The 15572-nt window shown below is 64.8% G+C and carries 16 protein-coding genes and 1 tRNA gene; 13 read left to right on the top strand and 4 right to left on the bottom strand.

The annotated features are described in order from the left end of the window. Nucleotides 1-22: 22 nt before the first annotated feature. The 3 genes from A7X65_RS07615 to A7X65_RS07605 all read left to right on the top strand — a co-directional run bounded on the left by A7X65_RS07615 (nucleotide 23) and on the right by A7X65_RS07605 (nucleotide 1565). Nucleotides 23-508 (top strand): DUF192 domain-containing protein, encoded by a 486-nt coding sequence (locus A7X65_RS07615; protein ID WP_430642919.1) that lies wholly within the window; start codon nucleotides 23-25, stop codon nucleotides 506-508. 74 nt (nucleotides 509-582) lie between these two features. Then, nucleotides 583-659: transfer RNA gene (locus tag A7X65_RS07610), tRNA-Pro, on the top strand. A 177-nt stretch (nucleotides 660-836) separates the two neighbouring features. Then, nucleotides 837-1565 (top strand): outer membrane protein, encoded by a 729-nt coding sequence (locus A7X65_RS07605; RefSeq protein ID WP_063683638.1) that lies wholly within the window; start codon nucleotides 837-839, stop codon nucleotides 1563-1565. 50 nt (nucleotides 1566-1615) lie between these two features. Here A7X65_RS07605 and A7X65_RS07600 read toward each other — a convergent pair whose 3' ends face one another. Then, entirely contained in the window at nucleotides 1616-1837 is a 222-nt protein-coding gene (locus tag A7X65_RS07600; protein WP_063683637.1) for a hypothetical protein, read from the bottom strand. Nucleotides 1838-2130: 293 nt separating this feature from the next. On the opposite strand from A7X65_RS07600, the gene A7X65_RS07595 reads away from it, so the two are divergent. Together A7X65_RS07595 and A7X65_RS07590 are read left to right on the top strand one after the other, a co-directional pair. Beyond that, entirely contained in the window at nucleotides 2131-2541 is a 411-nt protein-coding gene (locus tag A7X65_RS07595; RefSeq protein ID WP_063683636.1) for a hypothetical protein, read from the top strand. A gap of 627 nt (nucleotides 2542-3168) precedes the next feature. Next, complete coding sequence (locus tag A7X65_RS07590; RefSeq protein WP_063683635.1) at nucleotides 3169-3363, top strand: hypothetical protein; 195 nt, start codon at nucleotides 3169-3171, stop codon at nucleotides 3361-3363. A gap of 40 nt (nucleotides 3364-3403) precedes the next feature. Here A7X65_RS07590 and A7X65_RS07585 read toward each other — a convergent pair whose 3' ends face one another. Further along, entirely contained in the window at nucleotides 3404-4576 is a 1173-nt protein-coding gene (locus A7X65_RS07585) for an OpgC domain-containing protein (RefSeq protein ID WP_063683634.1), read from the bottom strand. Nucleotides 4577-4836: 260 nt separating this feature from the next. Here A7X65_RS07585 and A7X65_RS07580 point away from each other — a divergent pair, with 260 nt between their 5' ends. The 3 genes from A7X65_RS07580 (at nucleotide 4837) to A7X65_RS07570 (ending at nucleotide 6398) form a co-directional block, all read left to right on the top strand. Then, on the top strand, nucleotides 4837-5142 hold the full coding sequence (locus tag A7X65_RS07580) for an ETC complex I subunit (RefSeq protein WP_063683633.1): 306 nt from the start codon (nucleotides 4837-4839) through the stop codon (nucleotides 5140-5142). Between the two features lie 263 nt (nucleotides 5143-5405). Next, entirely contained in the window at nucleotides 5406-5897 is a 492-nt protein-coding gene (locus tag A7X65_RS07575) for an Lrp/AsnC family transcriptional regulator (RefSeq protein ID WP_063683632.1), read from the top strand. 213 nt (nucleotides 5898-6110) lie between these two features. Next, complete coding sequence (locus A7X65_RS07570; RefSeq protein ID WP_063683631.1) at nucleotides 6111-6398, top strand: DUF3551 domain-containing protein; 288 nt, start codon at nucleotides 6111-6113, stop codon at nucleotides 6396-6398. Between the two features lie 91 nt (nucleotides 6399-6489). Here A7X65_RS07570 and A7X65_RS07565 read toward each other — a convergent pair whose 3' ends face one another. After that, nucleotides 6490-7518, bottom strand: a complete 1029-nt coding sequence (locus A7X65_RS07565) for an AraC family transcriptional regulator (RefSeq protein ID WP_063683630.1) — start codon at nucleotides 7516-7518, stop codon at nucleotides 6490-6492. Between the two features lie 109 nt (nucleotides 7519-7627). Between A7X65_RS07565 and A7X65_RS07560 the strand changes: the two genes are divergently transcribed. The 5 genes from A7X65_RS07560 to A7X65_RS07540 all read left to right on the top strand — a co-directional run bounded on the left by A7X65_RS07560 (nucleotide 7628) and on the right by A7X65_RS07540 (nucleotide 14457). After that, the gene (locus tag A7X65_RS07560) at nucleotides 7628-8800 is read left to right on the top strand and encodes an isovaleryl-CoA dehydrogenase (protein WP_063683629.1); all 1173 of its coding nucleotides are present in this window, start codon (nucleotides 7628-7630) and stop codon (nucleotides 8798-8800) included. A gap of 81 nt (nucleotides 8801-8881) precedes the next feature. After that, nucleotides 8882-10486 carry a carboxyl transferase domain-containing protein gene (locus tag A7X65_RS07555; RefSeq protein WP_063683628.1) on the top strand — a complete coding sequence of 535 codons (1605 nt, stop codon included), beginning with the start codon at nucleotides 8882-8884 and terminating at the stop codon, nucleotides 10484-10486. A gap of 4 nt (nucleotides 10487-10490) precedes the next feature. Continuing rightward, nucleotides 10491-12494, top strand: a complete 2004-nt coding sequence (locus tag A7X65_RS07550; protein WP_063683627.1) for an acetyl/propionyl/methylcrotonyl-CoA carboxylase subunit alpha — start codon at nucleotides 10491-10493, stop codon at nucleotides 12492-12494. A gap of 1 nt (nucleotide 12495) precedes the next feature. Next, a complete protein-coding gene (locus A7X65_RS07545) occupies nucleotides 12496-13407 on the top strand; it encodes a hydroxymethylglutaryl-CoA lyase (protein ID WP_063683626.1) in 912 nt (303 codons plus the stop codon). 222 nt (nucleotides 13408-13629) lie between these two features. Then, nucleotides 13630-14457: a hypothetical protein gene (locus tag A7X65_RS07540; protein ID WP_063683625.1), complete on the top strand. Its 828-nt coding sequence runs from the start codon at nucleotides 13630-13632 to the stop codon at nucleotides 14455-14457. Between the two features lie 146 nt (nucleotides 14458-14603). Here the strand turns inward: A7X65_RS07540 and A7X65_RS07535 are convergent, their stop codons facing one another. Continuing rightward, complete coding sequence (locus tag A7X65_RS07535) at nucleotides 14604-15530, bottom strand: dihydrodipicolinate synthase family protein (RefSeq protein WP_063683624.1); 927 nt, start codon at nucleotides 15528-15530, stop codon at nucleotides 14604-14606. Between the last annotated feature and the right edge of the window lie 42 nt (nucleotides 15531-15572).

The raw sequence follows: 15572 nt of genomic DNA, 5'->3' as shown, positions 1-15572 counted from the left end.
GCCATCCCCCATGCGTTTTGCCTTGAAGTCTGATCGCAAGCCCTTTCGGTTCCTTGCCGGGAGTTGGCTCGCCGCCATCCTCGTCGTCGCCGGCCTCGCCGTCGCGAGCGCGCCCGCAGGCGCCGCCAGCTTCCAGCCGCTCGAGATCGTCACCAAGAACGGCGTGCAGGTGTTCTCGGTGGAGATGGCAACGACCGAGCAGGAGAAGCAGACCGGCCTGATGTATCGGAAGGAGCTGGCGGACGGCAAAGGCATGCTGTTCGACTTCAACCCCGAGCAGGAAATCTCGATGTGGATGAAGAACACCTATGTCTCGCTCGACATGATCTTCATCCGCGCCGACGGCCGCATCCTGCGGATTGCGGAAAACACCGAGCCGCTGTCGACCAAGATCATCTCGTCCGGAGGGCCGGCGCGAGCCGTGCTGGAGGTGGTGGCGGGCACCGCGCAGAAATACGGCATCCGGCCCGGCGACCGTGTCGGCCACCCGCTGTTCGGCAGCAAATAGCACCGACGGGCGGGGGCGACGGCAGCCTTGCTGGCGCCTTTGGAAGCGTGTATCGACGGGGCTCGCCGGACATTCGGGGTATAGCGCAGCCTGGTAGCGCGGCAGTTTTGGGTACTGCAGGTCGTTGGTTCGAATCCAGCTGCCCCGACCAGTCCCCGGCCTGAATCTCCTTCAACTTCCTGCAGATTTCGACTCGGTAGGCTCTGGTCCGTCATCGCGGGCGTCCGTCTCCGCCGGCAGGGCTTCCCGCGACAACTTGTCCACTACGCAACCTCCGCGTCAGCTTCGCGTGCACAAATCAAGCGATGCAACGGGGGAGTGTGAGGATATGTTGAAAGCTCTTTACGGCGCGGCGATTTTCGCCCTGTCCGCAACGACGGCATCTGCGGCTGATCTTGCGTTGCAGGCGCCGCCAACTGCGCGAGTCACCTTCAACTGGACCGGATGCTACATCGGCGGCCATATCGGCGGCGCCGCGAGCGAGGATCGCACGATCAACAGCGTTGGGGGGACCGTTGATTTCGGATCCTCCGGCTTTGTCGGCGGCGGACAGGCCGGCTGTGATCATCAATTCGAATCCAACTGGGTCGTCGGCGCCGAGGGCCGTGCAGCATGGTCGAGCTTGTCGAGCCAGCACGGCAGCAATGTCAGATTTCCCGCGCTCGGCAATCTCGCGGTGCCATCGCGGTTCGGCCTCAAGAACGACTTCCTGGGTTCGGTGACGGCACGGCTCGGCTATGCCTACGGCTTAAGCTGGCTGTTTTATGCGCGGGGCGGCGTTGCCTGGACTCACGAGAAGGTCGATGACGCCTATGTCAGCCCGGCGGCCGGCTTTGCGGTCGATCCCAGCGCATCCGTCATGCGGACCGGTTGGACGTTGGGCGCCGGTGTGGAATGGGCGTTTGCGTCAAGCTGGTCGGCCAACGTCGAATACAATTACCACGACTTCGGCACGAAGGGCCCGATCCAGTTGATCAGTCCTGTCGAAGGCATCACGGTGGCGCACCTCAAGGATACCATCCATGCCGCGACGGTCGGCGTGAACTATCACTACTGATGCGGTCGGGAGGCCGCTCCCGTTGCCGGGAGCCGGCCGCGTTCCGGAGTTCAGAACAGCAGCCAGTCGGCGAGACGCCAGGCGATCCAGGCGAGGGCGCAGATCCAGCCAAGCATGGCGATGGCGGCAAAGCCGAGGCCGCAGAGTGCGAACAGCGAATTTTTGGCTTCAGGCGCGCTCTCGAGTTTCTCGGTCGTATCAATCTGGCTCACAGCATCCCCTTGCCTTGCGGCCTGCTCTTGATTGGTCTCTGCTCGGTCGAAGAAATTCACCGGCCGCGCTCCAGCTCACACGGACGTGAGACGAGATGACTGGGCATCCATAGCGGGCGCGCAGACTGCGACGCACGCGGGTGCCAGGGGTGGGAAAACAGAGGGGAAAAGGCGGAGGGAAAAAACAGCAACGCGCGGATGGCCGTTTGGTTGCGGCGCCCGGGTGCGAAAAATGTCTATCACGTCGATTTTTTTCACGCTCCTCGCGCCTGCTTCGCCCGACCGCCGCGTTGAAGGAGATGATCGCGCAGGCGACGCCGCCGCGCCCGGGGACATCTTCAAGCGAGGCTTTCATGTCGATCAGTGCGATTGCATCAACCGTTGCCGCCATGACGACGTCCGCATCGAGCGCGACGGCCTCGACGTCTGCGGCATCCTCGACGTCGGCGGCTTCGTCGACAGCGGCGACGTCATCGACATCGGCGGCATCGGCCGCATCGTCTTCGCAGTCGGCGGGCGGAAGCTCGGGATCGGGAGGCGGCGGGTCGGCCAAGACCATCGTCAGCGAGGTCTCCATCACCATCGACGGCGTCACCACAACGACGATCACCTATTCCGACGGCACGACCGAGGTCGAGACGTCCGCGAGCTCGCAAGGTGGTCAAGGCAGTCAGGCGGGGCAAACCTACAACGCGCAAGGCGCGCTCGGGACCGGTGCCCAGAGCGCGTCCACCAGCACGTCCAGTGTCGCCGCCGCCGTCTAGCCGCACAGCACACGGCGCAGAATTACCTGGGATTCATCGAACCTTTGGCTGTCGCCACAGACAAAAGGGTGTTGGGGATTTCAGCGCCCAATGTCTAAACGGACGCCGCCAAGCGATGATATTCCGCTTGTGCGGCGTTGCGCTTTTTCAGGCAGGCGCAATCAGCTCGATGCGTGCCAGCCGGGCGGAAACGGTACGAACGGCCAGACCATCTGATTGTCGTTGGCGGGCTTGGGGGGCTCCTGGACAGATGTCAGGAGCAGCGGGGCAGGCGGTGTCGAACGCACCGCCAGGCGCAGACATACACACTGCAAGTTCATTGCGATCGCCCCAGCCGAGTAAGTCATTCTTCAAAATCAATGTCGGTCAAAATCGCCACGCGTCCAAAACGGCGCGCTCGTTCTCAAATTGCGCATCTATTCTAGAAAAGCCGGCGCCGGGTTTCAACCTGTCTCGCCGGCCGTTCGCGGCGGGTAAGGTTGACCGGTTAGGTTAAGGGCGAGCGGTTGTTGCGGCCGCTTCCGCCGGCGTGGTCAAATCGGCCCTGGCCCGCGACGGCTGCCTGAAATCCGTGCTCACACAAGGTCACAGTTCGTTGCGGCGCGCGTATCAGTCGAGTTCTGCGTCATGTCTTTCGATCGCAATTTCAAAATCGTCAGTTCGCAAGCGAGCTGGACCGAAATCTGGCACCTCTGGACGGTGATCGTGCCGCGGCGCTCGATCAACGGGCAGCTGGTTTACGGCAAGGTCTGGCGGCGCCACGACGGCCGCGACTGGATCTACAAGAAATTCACCGAATTCGACGGCGAGGAGGCGGCTTAGCCGCCGCCTCTCTCAGCGGTCTTCCTTCAGGCGGCCTTGCTCAGGCCGCCTTGGCCGCGGCTGCCGGCTTGGGCGGCGGCGGCTTCAGCGGCTTGTCCTGCTTCTTCGACCACGAGATGTAATAGGCCACCGTGGTCATGATCGCGATGCCGGCGATGCTGACGAAGAGCTGCGCAAACAGCGAGCCCGAGCTCATCGACAGCTCGAAATGGCCGACGAAGGACAGGAACACGCCGACGCAGAACACCGCGAGCGATTGCTGGCCGCAGACGATCAGCGGATCGAACACCTTCCACTCCAGCCCCGGCCAGTCCTTCGGCACGAAGCGGATCACCAGCACCACGATCACCACGAAGTGGAGGAAGCGGTAGGGCGCAAGGTTGGTCTTGTCGTTCGGATTGAAGGCCGAGAACAGCCATTCCGGGAACATGCCGCCGAAGGTGGGGAAGCGGCCGGCCATGGTCATGACGAGCGCGAAGGCGAGATAGGCAAGGCAGAGCCACAGCGTAATCGGCGAGTTGATCAGCGTCATCGAACGACGGGCGCCGCCCATGGCGCACCAGGCGCCGAACACGAACAGCACCTGCCAGCAATAGGGGTTGAAGTACCACTGGCCGGCCGGATAGGCGGTCAGGTTGAGGCCGAAATGGCGCGCGGTGAGCCACAGCACGATCGACAGCGCCATGGTCAGGTCGGGCTTGCGCAGCATGAACCACAGCACCGGCGGGAACAGGCCCATCAGCACGATATAGAGCGGCAGCACGTCGAGATTGAGCGGCTTGAAGCGCAGGAACAGGCCCTGGCGCAGCGTCTCGGTGGCGTTATCGACGAGGCCGGCGACGTTGAACTCGTTGATCATCTCGGAATCGCCGAAGCGCAGCGCCAGATAGCTGATCGAGGCGATGTAGATCACGAACAGGATGATGTGGGCGACGTAGAGCTGCCAGACCCGCTTGGTCAGCCGGGTGGCGCCGACGATGAAGCCGCGTTCCAGCATCATCCGCGCATAGACGAAGGAGGCGGTGTAGCCGGAGATGAAGACGAACAGGTCGGCCGCGTCGGAAAAGCCGTAATTGCGCGTGGTGATCCAGTTCACCACGTTGTCGGGGATGTGGTCGAGGAAGATCGCCCAGTTGGCGACACCGCGAAACAGGTCGAGCCGGAGGTCGCGGCCCTTTTCGGGCAGCGTGGCGTTGATGTTCAGGAAGGCCATGCGACGGGAGCTCTCGGAAAGGACGGATACGCTGATGTCGGCGAGGCAGTAGCCCCGGGCGGGACCCCGGGGCGGGAGGCGGGTACGCAATTGTCACGGTGCAGCATAATGACTATACCGTCGCAGAGGCTACCGGAGGGCCGGAATCACCAATCAGTTCCCGATCGGTGTCTCTATACTATCCCTGAGGTTTGCAACAACTGCCACCCTGACGCATCGAAATTGAACGATAAAGACGCAAAACGAGGCCCGGACCACCCATGACCGCACGCATTTTCAAGCCCGCCAAGAACGCGATGCAATCCGGCCGGTCCAAGACGAAGGAATGGCAGCTGGACTACGAGCCGGAGCAGCCGCGGTCGGTGGAGCCGCTGATGGGCTGGACCTCGTCGGGCGACATGAAGCAGCAGATCACCCTTCGCTTCGACAGCAAGGACGAGGCGGTCGCCTATTGCGAGCGTAAGGGCATTGCCTACCAGGTCATCGAGCCCCAGGAATCGATCCGCCGCCCGGTCGCCTATGCCGACAATTTCTCGTTCCGCCGCGGCGAGCCCTGGACGCATTAACGACCAGCCTCCACGCACGCCGAATTCGTCATGCCCGGGCCCGTCCCGGGCATCTACGTTTTGGGCGCCTGAAAGTCCGTGGATGGCCGGGACATAGGCGAGCGGAAGCGACGCCGTCCTTCGGACGGCTATGCCCGGCCATGACGGCGGAGAGAGGTATTCTGCTCGCGCGCGGGGAGCGACATGCGCAGCTCCGGCCCCTTGGCACCTCTTCCGCCCCGTGCTTCGCTTCCCGCGTGACGGGACCATGACGAGGGCAGGGGATGGCGGGGCGTGACCAGCTCGACGGCGTCGATCTGAAGATACTTGCCGAGCTCCAAGAGGATGGGCGGGTTCGCAACAACGAGCTGGCGCTGCGCGTCGGCGTGTCCGCGCCGAACTGCCTGCGACGGCTGAAATCGCTGTTCAGCCGCGGCGTGATCCGGGCGGTCCGCGCCGTCATCGACGAGCGGCGGCTCGGCTATGAGGTGGTGTCGTTCGTCTCGATCCAGCTCGGCAGCCAGGCCCAGCCTGTGCTGGAGGCGTTCGAGGGCTCGATCGCCGCGATCCCGCGCATCCAGCAGTGCTGGCGGATCTCGGGCGACACCGACTATCTCCTCAAATGCGTGGCACCGAGCGTCGAGAGCATGCGCCAGCAGCTATTGCATTTCGCGGCCATGCCGAACGTGAAGAACGTCCGCAGCTTCCCCGTGCTCGGCGTGGCCAAGGACGTGCCGCTGCCGTTGCAGGAGGTGGCGGCGCTGCCGGCGGGCTAGCCGGGCCGCGGCGTGCGAATCGGGGATTTCACCAAAGCCGAATTATAATGCTTAGTAACTCACCTAATTTTGACATGTGATTTGGGAAGTCCTGCAATGCGCTGAACCGTGATTGTCGGTTCCTGACGGCGGCCTACATCCGAGGTGTGTACCTCGCGCCTGCGTCGCATGCGGAGGACTCTTTTGTGGGACCCTGAGCCAGGAAAAGACAACATGACCTCGATTTCGAAGACGTTCGTCGCATCCGCTGCGACGCTGTTCGCCTCTGCGTTTTTGATGATGACCGCGCCGGCTGCGCAGGCAGAGGATTACTGCATCACCAACGGCGCCCAGGCCGCGCATGGCTGCGGTTATCCGACCATGGAAGCCTGCCGTCAGGCCGCCGGCGGCATCGGCGGCTCGTGCTCGCAGGCCGGTGGCGCGAAGACCAACAACGACGCTCTTGCGTTCCAGCCGAAGCAGACCAAGCAGCCCAAGGCTCGCGCCGGCGCACAGAACTAACGGCTGAAACGGATATCTCCTCCGGGACATTGCGGCCTCCGAGAGCGATCTCGGGGGCCGTCAATTTATGTCCGGCAGGCGCGCGCGGGGCTTACCGGTACCGGTCGCGAAACTCGCGCGGGCTCGCGCCGGTCCAGGTCCGGAAGGCCCGCGAAAAACTTTTCTCGTTGCGGAAGCCGGCGATCTCCGCGATGCGCTTGATCGGCGTGCGGCCGCGCATCAGCTCCTGCTTTGCCAGCTCGAACTTTGCTTCTTCCTTAAGATCGCGCAGCGAGGTGGCTTCCTCGCGCAGGCGGCGATGCATGGTGCGGGTGGAGAGCGCGAGCTCGCTTGCGACGTCCTCGGCGCCGAGCACCCGTCCGCGCGCATTGCGCAGTACGCGGCGGACGCGCTCGACCAGCAGGCGGTCGCGCCGGTAGGGCAGCACGGTCAGCCTGAGCGCCCCCTTGAGCATGTTGTCGAGATCGGCGGCGCTGCGCGTCAGCGGCAGCGAGAGATAGTGCTTGTCGAACACGATGGCTGCGCGGGCCGCATCGAAGCGGATGGTCCGTGAGAAGATGGTCGGATAGACCGAGACGTGGCCGGGCTCGGGAAAGGGAAATTCGGCGGCGCGCAGCGCGATCCTGGAATCCACCGCCCAGCAGGAGAAGCCGAGCACGTAGCGGAGCAGGGTGACGAGGCAGAATTCGCGGAAGGCGCCGAGGTCGCGCAGCTCGCGAATGGTCACCGTCGCGGTCTCCTCGCCGACGGCGAGGTCGAGCAGCACGTCCTCGGTGAGCAGGCGGTGATGCCGGCACCAGCGCTTGAGCGCTACCTCCAGCGTCGGCGCCGTGATCGAGGCGCGGCACAGCATGCCATAGGTGCCCCATGGCAGCCGGCGCGAGAACCAGCCCAGCGCCTCGTCGTCGAGCTCGCGCATGGCATGGCCGGCGAGGGCCTCGAACTGGGTCGCGGTGACCCGTCCGTCCGGGGAATTGACGAGGTCCGGCGCCACCTGGCCCCGGCTGAGGGCCTCGGCCGGATCGCGGCCGTAGCGCGCATAGGCGGCCACCACGCCGCGGACGAAGGCGGCGGGGGTGACGGCGCGGCGCGGAACTGCGGTTGCGACCTGAAAAGGCATCGGACTCCTCGGGAAAATCCTCGCCAAGTTTGGCGGAAAATGCAACCTTTTCGACCGCAAGAGGGCCCGCTCCCGGCTAGGTTCGGTCTCAAATTACGGAGGAATCGCCTTGAACATCCCGAGCATCGATTTCGATCTGGGCGAAGACATCGGCATGCTGCGCGACACGCTCCGCGCCTTCGTGGAGGCGGAGATCACCCCGCGCGCGGCCGAGATCGAGAAAGCCAATCTGTTTCCGGCAGACCTGTGGAAGCGCTTCGGCGACCTCGGCCTGCTCGGCATGACCGCGCCGGAGCAATATGGCGGCTCCAGCATGGGCTATCTCGCCCATGTCGTCGCCATGGAGGAGATTTCGCGCGGCTCGGCGGCCGTGGGGCTGTCCTACGGCGCCCATTCCAACCTCTGCGTCAACCAGATCCGCCGCAACGGCAACGACGCCCAGCGCCAGCGCTATCTGCCCAAGCTGATCTCCGGCGAGTATGTCGGCGCGCTCGCGATGTCCGAGCCGGGCGCCGGCTCCGACGTGGTTTCGATGAAGCTGCGCGCCGACAAGCGCGGCGACCGCTACGTGCTCAACGGCTCGAAAATGTGGATCACCAATGGCGGCGATGCCGACGTGCTGGTGGTCTACGCCAAGACCGATCCGGAGGCCGGTCCGCGCGGCATGACCGCCTTCCTGATCGAGAAGGGTTTTAAGGGCTTCACCCACGGCCAGCATCTCGACAAGCTCGGCATGCGCGGCTCCAACACCTATCCGCTGTTCTTCGACGAGTGCGAGGTGCCGGAGGAGAACGTGATGGGCAAGGTGGGCGAGGGCGTGAAGGTGCTGATGTCCGGCCTCGACTACGAGCGCGCGGTGCTCTCGGGCGGCCCGCTCGGCATCATGGCGGCCTGCATGGACGCTGTCGTGCCCTACATGCACGAGCGCAAGCAGTTCGGCCAACCGATCGGCGATTTCCAGCTGATGCAGGGCAAGCTCGCCGACATGTATGCGACCTGGCAGGCCACGCGGGCCTATGTCTATGCGGTCGGACGCGCCTGCGACCGCGCCGATCATGCCCGCAGCTTGCGCAAGGACGCCGCCGCCGCGATCCTCTATTCCGCGGAGAAGGCGACCTGGATGGCGGGCGAGGCGATCCAGGCGCTGGGCGGCGTCGGCTACACCAGCGAATTCCCCGTCGGGCGCCTGTGGCGCGACGCAAAGCTCTACGAGATCGGCGCCGGCACATCCGAGGTGCGCCGCATGCTGATCGGCCGCGAGCTGATGGCGGAGACCGCGTAAGCTCCTCCCAATTGGAATTGCCGCGGAACTGGTCCAACCTGTCCGCGGCCTCTCAGACCTCACCAGCCACCCGGGACCTGCATGCCGCTCCATTCCAGCATCGATCCGTCCTCATCAGACTTCGCACGCAACGCCGAGGCCATGCGCGGCCTGGTCGCGGACTTGCGCGAAAAGCTCAGCCAGGTCGCCGGCGGCGGCGGCGAGGCCTCGCGCAATCGCCACACCTCACGCGGCAAGATGCTGGCGCGCGAGCGCGTCGACCTCCTGGTCGATCCCGGCACCTCGTTCCTCGAGCTGTCGCCGCTGGCGGCCTACGGCCTCTATGGCGGCGACGTGCATTCGGCGAGCGTCGTCACCGGCGTCGGGCGCATCTCGGGCCGCGAATGCGTCATCGTCGCCAATGACGCCACCATCAAAGGCGGCACCTACTACCCGATGACCGTGAAGAAGCATCTGCGCGCGCAGGACATCGCGCGGCAGAACAATCTGCCCTGCGTCTACATGGTCGATTCCGGCGGCGCCTTCCTGCCGCTTCAGGACGAGATCTTTCCGGACGAGCGGCATTTCGGCCGCATCTTCTACAATCAGGCGCAGATGTCATCGCAGGGCATTCCGCAGATCGCGATCGTGATGGGCTCCTGCACCGCCGGCGGCGCCTATGTCCCCGCGATGTCGGACGAGAGCATCATCGTGCGGAATCAAGGCACGATCTTCCTCGGCGGCCCGCCGCTGGTGAAGGCTGCAACCGGAGAGGTCGTGAGCGCGGAAGAGCTCGGCGGCGCCGATGTGCATTCGCGGCAGTCGGGCGTGACCGATCACTACGCCCAGAACGATGCCCATGCGATCGGGATCGCCCGCCGCATCGTCGGCACGCTGAAGCCGTCGGTGCAGCCGAACCTCAACATGCATCCCCCGCGCGATCCGCTGTTTGCCGCGGAGGAGATCTACGGCGTGGTGCCCGTGGACGGCCGCAAGCCATTCGATGTCCGTGACATCATCGCCCGCGTCGTCGACGGCTCGGAATTCGACGAGTTCAAGAAGCTCTACGGCACGACGCTGGTGTGCGGCTTCGCCCATATCTGGGGCTATCCGGTCGGCATCATCGCCAACAACGGCATTCTCTTCAGCGAAAGCTCGCTAAAGGGCGCGCATTTCATCGAGCTGTGCTGCCAGCGCGGTATTCCCCTGGTGTTCCTGCAGAACATCACCGGCTTCATGGTCGGCAAGAAATACGAGGCCGGCGGCATCGCGCGCGACGGCGCCAAGCTTGTCACGGCGGTCGCGACCGCCTCGGTGCCGAAATTCACCGTCGTGATCGGCGGCTCCTACGGCGCCGGCAATTACGGCATGTGCGGCCGCGCCTATTCGCCGCGCTTCCTCTGGATGTGGCCGAACGCGCGCATCTCGGTGATGGGCGGCGAGCAGGCCTCGATGGTGCTGAGCCAGGTCCGGCGCGACAATATCGAGGCCAAGGGCGATAGCTGGTCGAAGGAAGCGGAAGACAAATTCCGCGAGCCGATCCGCGCGCAATATGAGAGCCAGGGGCACCCGTATTACGCGACCGCGCGGCTGTGGGACGACGGCGTGATCGACCCGGCCGACACCCGCCTCGTGCTCGGCCTCGGCCTCTCGGCGGCGGCGAATGCGCCGATCGAGCCCACCAAGTTCGGCCTGTTCAGGATGTGATGCGATGGACCGCTCAAAGCTCTACCGCCGTTTTCGCACGCTCCTGATCGCCAACCGCGGCGAGATCGCCTGCCGCGTCATCCGCACCGCGCGCGCCATGGGCCTGCGCACCGTCGCGGTTTATTCCGAGGCCGATCGCGACGCCATGCATGTCGCGCTCGCGGACGAGGCCGTGCTGCTCGGGCCGGCACGGGCTCGCGACAGCTATCTCAATGTCGAACGGCTGATCGAGGCCGCACGCAAGACCGGCGCCGAGGCCGTGCATCCCGGCTACGGCTTCCTGTCGGAGAACGCCGAATTCGCGCAGGCCTGCTACGATGCCGGGCTCGTCTTCGTCGGCCCGACCGCCGAGATGATGACGGCGATGGGCTCGAAATCCGGCTCCAAGGCGCTGATGGAGAAGGCCGGCGTGCCGCTGGTGCCGGGCTATCACGGCGACGCCCAGGACGATGCGACGCTGGCGAAGGCGGCCGAGAAGGTTGGCTTCCCCGTTCTCGTCAAGGCCTCCGCCGGCGGCGGTGGCCGCGGCATGCGCATCGTGCGCTCGGCCGCCGAGCTTGGCCCCGCGATCGTCAGCGCCAAGCGGGAAGCCAAGGCCGCGTTCGGCGACGACCGCATGCTGATCGAAAAATACGTCGACAATCCCCGGCATATCGAGGTGCAGATCATCGGCGACAGCCAGGGCAATCTGCTCTCGCTGTTCGAGCGCGAATGCACGCTGCAGCGCCGGCACCAGAAGGTAATCGAGGAGGCGCCGTCGCCGACGCTCAACGCTGTGCAGCGGGAGACCGTCTGTGCGGCCGCGCGAAAGGCGGCGGGGGCGGTCAACTATGTCGGCGCCGGCACCATCGAGTTCGTCTCCGACGGCAAGGACGTGTTCTTCATCGAGATGAACACGCGCCTCCAGGTCGAGCATCCCGTGACCGAGCTGATCACCGGGATCGACCTCGTCGAATGGCAGCTCCACGTCGCCTTCGGCGAGGCGCTGCCCCTGAAGCAGGACGAGATCAAGCTCAACGGCCACGCGGTCGAGGCGCGCGTCTACGCGGAGAACCCGACCAAGAACTTCATGCCGTCGGTCGGGAAGATCTCGACCTGGCGGCTGCCGGCCGAGACCGGAGGCCTGCGCATCGACGCCGGTTATCGCGAAGGCGACAGCGTCTCGCCGTACTATGATGCGATGCTGGCAAAAATGATCGCGTGGGCGCCGACGCGCGATGTCGCGATCGACCGGCTGAACCGCGGACTGGAAGAGTCCGACGTTCGCGGCATCGTCACCAACATCCCGTTCCTCTCCGCGCTGATCACGCACCCGAAGGTGCGGACCAACGCGATCGACACCGGCTTCATCGAGCGCGAGCTGACGGTCCTGACCTCGGCTTCCCCCGCGCCCGGCGAGCTCGAGCTCTGCGCCGCGGTGGCGGCGATCGTCAACGAGGAGCGGCAGGCCGCGCAAGGGCAAGCGAATTCACCCTGGCAAACCTTTGGCTGGCAGCCGGTCGGCCGGCGCCAGCGTAATTTTTCCTTCCGTGTCGGACATGGGCCCGAGCAGAAGATCTCTCTGAACTACGGCAGCGGGCCGTCGACGCTGGTGATCGGCGAGCGCGAGCTGGCGTTCACGATCGCGGCGAAGGATGGCGGGTTCGACCTGACGCTCGACGGCGTCAAATCGTCCGTCGCGGCCGTGATCGACGGCCATGAGCTGTATTTGCGCACGCGCAACGGCCGTTTCGACCTGCACTGGGTGGATCAGTTCGGTGGCGAGACCGAGGAGCAGACCGGCGAGGACAAGATCGCCGCACCGCTGCCCGGCACCGTCGTCGCCGTGCTGGCGGAGGAAGGGGCCAAGCTCGACAAGGGCGCGCCGATTCTCACCCTCGAAGTGATGAAGATGGAGCAAACGCTGCGCGCGCCCTATGCCGGCGTGCTGAAGTCGATCAAATGCAAGGTCGGCGACATCGTCCAGGAGGGCATCGAGCTCGCCGTGGTCGAGGCGTCGGGAGAGTGACATGAGCGATCCCGTCCGCATCATCGAGATGGGGCCGCGCGACGGCCTCCAGAACGAGAAGACGCCCGTCAGCGTCGAGGCCCGGATCGCCTTCATCGAGGCGCTGGTGGCGGCCGGCCTCGATACGGTCGAGGTCGGCGCCTTCGTCTCACCCAAGGCGATCCCGCAAATGGCAAGCTCGGATGCCGTGCTGCGGGGCGTCGCCCATGTGAAAGGCGCCGAATTTCACGTGCTGGTGCCCAACGAGAAGGGCTATGACGCCGCGCGCGCCGCCGGCGCGAAGGTCGTTTCCGTGTTCGCAGCGGCCTCAGAGGGCTTTTCGCGCGCCAACATCAACTGCACGGTCGCGGAGTCCATCGAACGCTTCAAGCCGGTGCTGGCGCGCGCCAAGGCCGATGGCGTGCCGGTGCGAGGCTATATCTCCTGTGTGCTCGGCTGTCCCTTCGACGGTGAGATCAAGCCGAAGGCGGTCGCGGACCTCGCCAATACGCTGTGGGATCTCGGCTGCTACGAGATCTCGCTCGGCGACACCATCGGTGTCGGCACGCCCAGCAAAGCCAAGGACATGCTGCGCGCGGTTGCCGCCGACATCCCGCCGGCAAAGCTTGCGATGCATTTCCACGACACTTATGGGCAGGCGCTCGCCAATCTCTATGCCGGCCTGGAGGAGGGCGTCCGCGTCATCGACGCCGCCGCCGGCGGCCTCGGCGGCTGTCCCTACGCGCCGGGCGCGACCGGCAATGTCGCGACCGAGGACGTCGTCTACATGCTCGAGGGCATGGGCGTCAGGACCGGCGTCGACATGGAGAAGCTGCTGGCGGCAACGAACGCGATGGGCACCGTGCTGGGCAAGCCGCCGGTGAGCCGCGTGGCGTCCGCGCTGAACGCGAAGAAGAAGCGGGCAGCTTCCTAGCTTTGCAAGGTGGGTCAGACCTGTGATTGCGCGAAGCGCAGTCGCTCGGCGTAACCCGCCACCTCTCTTTCCGCAGTGGCAAAGTTGGTGGGTTACGCCTTCGGCCAACCCACCCTACGGCAGTTACCGGAGATGGCTTCGCCTTGCCGCCTGTCAGGAATGGTTGTACGATCAATTATTGCTCTCATTGATTGATCCATCCATTTGCCTGGCGATCGGGTCATGCCGCGACCTTCCCTTCTTGATGCAAGCCGGTACCGGACGATATTTGCGCGCAATACGCGCAAGGTCGTCGTCTATATCACCACGGGGCTGGCGCTCGGATTCACTGCGCTGCAGGTCCGCGATGTCACCGTTGTACCGGTGATTACCGGTACAGCATCCGAAGTGATCTGGCGCGGCGCATTGATCGCCTACTTCTGGTGCTGGCGCTTTGGCTGTATTCGCGACACCGACATCCAGGAGCTGGCCTATGTGAGCATGCCCAATAAAGGACAATGGCCATTCCGGAGCTACGGTATCGTTGGGCTACTGATCGCGGTCGCCGTGGTGCTCGTGGCGACACAAGGAAGCGTCTTCTGGTTCTCGATCGCTCTGACGTCGTTCTTTATCCTGGATCATTTGGGTTGGCGGCATCTGGTGGCTGTGCTCGCCGACGAAGGGGAGAAGTCAGGCACGGCATTCAGGGAGAAGAGGGAGTATTTTGCGCTGGAAAAGCTCAGATTGGTGAGACAGCAAATTCAGGGCAATTGGAAATGGTGGCGTCTCGGTGCAGGTGCGATGATTGTCGTCATCATCGACGCCTTCGCCTTTGTCCCCGCATTTCGCTCACTGGTGACGGCCCAGGTCGTCGCGCAAAAGATCGGACTCCCTCCGGGCGAGGCGGAAACGTTTGTCTACAGCGTGCTGGTGCTGAGCTTCGTGGTGGTCATGGAGGTGTGGCATTATTGGATCCGCTTGAAAACGTGGATCTCTCTGGATTGCCTTGACGAGCTTGGCGAGAGCTACATTCTCAGGCGGAAACCTGGCACTGCTCTCCATGAAGTGTAAGGCGCAGGCCGTTTGGTGGGCAAAGGCGCATAGCGCCGTGCCCACCAACCCTCCATGATCGCGCCAGGTGGTGGGCACGCTGCGCTTTGCCCACCCTACGGCAGTTGCGATTGCCTATCGCTTTGCCCGCTACACGGGACCCGCGGTCAGGCGGCCTTCAGGCCGACATCGGGCAGGCGCGGCCGGTTCTTCAGCGCCTTGGCCATCATGGCCTCGACCTCGGCCTTTTCCTGCGGCAGCAAGGCGAGGCGGGGCGGGCGGGTCAGCGCGGTGCCGCGGCCCATGATGTGCTCGCACAGCTTGATGCACTGGACGAGGTCCGGGCGGGCATCGAGATGCAGCAGCGGCATGAACCATTCGTAGAGCGGCATCGCCTCGGCGAAGCGGCCGGCCCTGGCGAGGCGGAACAGCGTCTCGCCTTCGCGCGGGAAGGCATTCGACATGCCCGAAACCCAGCCTACCGCGCCCATGGCGACGCTCTCGACGATGACGTCGTCGAGGCCGGCGAACAGCACGAAGCGGTCACCGACCATGTTGCGGGTGTCGATGAAGCGGCGCGTGTCTCCGGAGGAATCCTTGAAGCAAACGACGGTCTCGACGTCGGCCAGCGAGGCCAGGATATCGGGGGTGACGTCGTTCTTGTAGATCGGCGGGTTGTTGTAGAGCATTACCGGCAGGTCGGTCGCGCTGGCGACGGCGCGGAAATGCGCGGCGGTCTCGTGCGGCTTGGACGAATAGACCAGGGCCGGCATCACCATCACGCCGTCGATGCCGACGCGCGCGGCTTCCTTGGCGGTCTCGACCGCGAACGCCGTGGTGAATTCGGCGATGCCGCACAGCACCGGCACGCGGCCGGCCGCGACGGACTTGGCCGTCTCCATGATCGCGACCTTCTCCTTGCGCTCCAGCGAGGTGTTCTCGCCGACCGAGCCGCAGACGATCAGGCCGGAGACGCCGTCACGGATCAGACCGTCCATCACCTTCGCGGTCGCGTCGATGTCGAGCGAGAGATCGTCGTGGAATTGGGTGGTGACGGCCGGGAAGACACCTTCCCAGGAAACGCGGCGGCTCATTGTTTTTCTCCAGATGAAAAGGCCGGCGGGGGGCTGGGGCCG

The sequence above is a fragment of the Bradyrhizobium stylosanthis genome (genome assembly GCF_001641335.1).
Taxonomy (GTDB): Bacteria; Pseudomonadota; Alphaproteobacteria; order Rhizobiales; family Xanthobacteraceae; genus Bradyrhizobium; species Bradyrhizobium stylosanthis.
The sequence above is the reverse complement of the archived record's forward strand: the minus strand, read 5'-3'. Positions and strand labels throughout refer to the sequence as shown.

Coding starts and splice junctions, on each gene's coding strand:
- A7X65_RS07535 (WP_063683624.1), bottom strand. CDS start 15,530: ATGAGCCGCCGCGTTTCCTGGGAAGGTGTCTTCCCGGCCGTCACCACC.
- A7X65_RS07585 (WP_063683634.1), bottom strand. CDS start 4,576: ATGGCCTTCCTGAACATCAACGCCACGCTGCCCGAAAAGGGCCGCGAC.
- A7X65_RS07590 (WP_063683635.1), top strand. CDS start 3,169: ATGTCTTTCGATCGCAATTTCAAAATCGTCAGTTCGCAAGCGAGCTGG.
- A7X65_RS07545 (WP_063683626.1), top strand. CDS start 12,496: ATGAGCGATCCCGTCCGCATCATCGAGATGGGGCCGCGCGACGGCCTC.
- A7X65_RS07555 (WP_063683628.1), top strand. CDS start 8,882: ATGCCGCTCCATTCCAGCATCGATCCGTCCTCATCAGACTTCGCACGC.
- A7X65_RS07540 (WP_063683625.1), top strand. CDS start 13,630: ATGCCGCGACCTTCCCTTCTTGATGCAAGCCGGTACCGGACGATATTT.
- A7X65_RS07595 (WP_063683636.1), top strand. CDS start 2,131: ATGTCGATCAGTGCGATTGCATCAACCGTTGCCGCCATGACGACGTCC.
- A7X65_RS07550 (WP_063683627.1), top strand. CDS start 10,491: ATGGACCGCTCAAAGCTCTACCGCCGTTTTCGCACGCTCCTGATCGCC.
- A7X65_RS07565 (WP_063683630.1), bottom strand. CDS start 7,518: ATGCCTTTTCAGGTCGCAACCGCAGTTCCGCGCCGCGCCGTCACCCCC.
- A7X65_RS07575 (WP_063683632.1), top strand. CDS start 5,406: ATGGCGGGGCGTGACCAGCTCGACGGCGTCGATCTGAAGATACTTGCC.
- A7X65_RS07580 (WP_063683633.1), top strand. CDS start 4,837: ATGACCGCACGCATTTTCAAGCCCGCCAAGAACGCGATGCAATCCGGC.
- A7X65_RS07605 (WP_063683638.1), top strand. CDS start 837: ATGTTGAAAGCTCTTTACGGCGCGGCGATTTTCGCCCTGTCCGCAACG.
- A7X65_RS07570 (WP_063683631.1), top strand. CDS start 6,111: ATGACCTCGATTTCGAAGACGTTCGTCGCATCCGCTGCGACGCTGTTC.